Consider the following 2,151-nt stretch of genomic DNA (forward strand, 5'->3'; position numbering starts at 1 on the left):
GCGCCTGCCCGCCGCCCCAGCCCTCGATGCCGGCGATCCGCCAAGCCATCCTGGATCACCTCAGTCAGCCACCACCGCGGCGATGCCCGCACTGTGACGCCGTTCTCAATCTGCCACCCTGAAGTCAGACTGCCAAAGTAGTGCTAGGTCGCGGACTCATAAAGTTCGTAGCCAGACCCGAACGGCGGCGAGTTTGACGCTGGCAAGAAAGTTGTCGGGATCCTTGTCGTAGCGGGTGGCGACGGCACGGAAGTGCTTGATCTTGCTGAAGAAGCGTTCGACCCGATTGCGGTACTTGTACAGGAACGGGCTGAAGGCCAAGACCTGCTTTCGGTTGGGCATCGGCTTCACGTTCGCCCAAGCACCCTGCTCGGACATCCGGGCTCGCAGCGCATCGCTGTCGTAGGCCCGGTCACCTAGCAGGACCTGGCCTTCACCCAGCCCGCCCAGCATGTCGGTCGCCGAGCGCCCGTCATGCGCCTGACCGGGCGTGATCTTCAGCGCAACGGGACGGCCCTCGGCATCCACCAGCGCGTGGATCTTGCTGGTCAGGCCGCCCCGTGAGCGACCCATGCCACCGGATCCGCCGTCTTTTTTTTGGCGCAGGCTGCATGCTGGTGCACCCGCACGCTGGTGGCGTCGATCATCTGCAGATCGCCCTCGTAAGCCTTCGACACAGCAGCCAGAAGCCGATCCCAAATGCCGCGCTTGCGCCAGCGCCGGAAGCGGTTGCCGCAGGTCGTGTAGGGCCCGTAACGCGCCGGGATGTCGGCCCACGGCGCACCCGTGCGCAGCCGCCAGAAGATCCCGTTCAGCACCCGTCGGTCGTCCACCCGATCCTTGCCGCGTACGTCCGTCGGCAGAACCGGCTCGATCACCGCCCACTCTGCGTCCGTCAGGTCAAACCGCGCCATCCTCGGTCCTCCATTCGGAGAACCAACGACGCCCCGACCAAACCGTGCCACCCGTTATGGGTTCACGACCTAGGCCACATGGGCGCAAGCAGCGCTCCGCCAGCAGCATCGGACTTGCCGATTAACTTAGCCGCCCATCTTTTTAATATATTTTGCCGGATACAAATTTTATTGCCTTGCAGATTTAAGCAAAGCGCCGATACCAATCGGATTTCCGCATGTCAATCTTAGCGTTATTTGTAGATTCGGATCAAATACGCCAAGAATTTAATTGCCGTTACTTGTAAACTCTCCGCTATTCGCAGGTAAAATATTGCCGCGATACGGCCTGATCAAATGAATCCGATGCAACACGATCAGGATCGCGCGCGCGATATCGTCCGATATGGAAAATTCCGGTCGCCTTGGCCCGTGACGACGATCGATATCGAGGCGTGGGGGCTGGTCCCCCTGCGATCGTCACCCGGTCCCGTGTGGAAACGCGCTGAGGTGTTTTTCGGAGTCGTCCATCATGCGGCCAAGCAGCGTGTCCCGGCCTAGAGGCGACGAAGGCGTGGAGGCCGGACTGATGCGCGTTCACCCCGCGTCGCGCAGGGGGATCCGGTACCGTTGCGGTATCCCGGAGATCCGGTCGCCGCGAACTGAGCTCACCCGAACGCGTGGACGCGCTTGACGATCACCTGAGTCCTTTCGGTCGGGGGTTGGACGCCCGTCCGGCCCGCGAGTTCCCTCTCGACCCTCCGTTCGAGTTTCCGCGCGCGCGAGATATCGAAGCGGGTCTGCATCTCCATCAGCATTTCCATGCGGGACCCGAACACCTTCTCGATCCGTAGAGCCAGTTCGGCCGTGAGTGGGGCCTTCTCGTTCAGGAAGTCGGACAGCGTTTGGCGCGTCACGTTGAGCAGGCTGGCCGCAGCCATGACGGCCAGGTTGCGCGGCTCAAGGACATTGCGACGAACGAACCCGCCAGGATGGCAGGGATTCTCTGATACATAAGGTGAATTCATAATGATTCCCTCACTGGATTTTGAACCATCAACGAATAGGTGACAGATCGAAACCTGCTATTTTAGATGATATGGCATTAAAACTTATCTCTCCTTGGGGATCGAGAATTTTACGCTACAGATCAAAAAGGTTCCGTGATTTTTTCAACACTGAAAACATAGATATAAATCCGTGGACTTGATTAAACGACATCTTTGATGCCCACAAAAAAGTTTATAATATTTAAATT

At 58.7% G+C, this 2,151-nt stretch carries 2 protein-coding genes; both read right to left on the minus strand.

The annotated features are described in order from the left end of the window. Positions 1 to 156: 156 nt before the first annotated feature. Positions 157 to 914, minus strand: a protein-coding gene (locus tag FV228_RS27520) for an IS5 family transposase (protein ID WP_147857411.1) whose coding sequence is annotated in 2 segments (ribosomal slippage) — positions 157 to 602 and positions 602 to 914 — 759 coding nt in all. Because the reading frame shifts where the segments join, the coding sequence is not laid out codon by codon here. 647 nt (positions 915 to 1,561) lie between these two features. Next, positions 1,562 to 1,921, minus strand: coding sequence for a HigA family addiction module antitoxin (locus tag FV228_RS27525; protein WP_147857412.1), 360 nt, complete (start codon positions 1,919 to 1,921; stop codon positions 1,562 to 1,564). Positions 1,922 to 2,151 lie beyond the last annotated feature (230 nt).

Source organism: Methylobacterium sp. WL18 (genome assembly GCF_008040015.1).
Classification (GTDB): Bacteria; Pseudomonadota; Alphaproteobacteria; order Rhizobiales; family Beijerinckiaceae; genus Methylobacterium; species Methylobacterium mesophilicum.

What these genes read in the sequence shown, in the direction of transcription:
- FV228_RS27525 (WP_147857412.1), bottom strand. Translation starts at nt 1,921, where the DNA reads ATGAATTCACCTTATGTATCAGAGAATCCCTGCCATCCTGGCGGGTTC.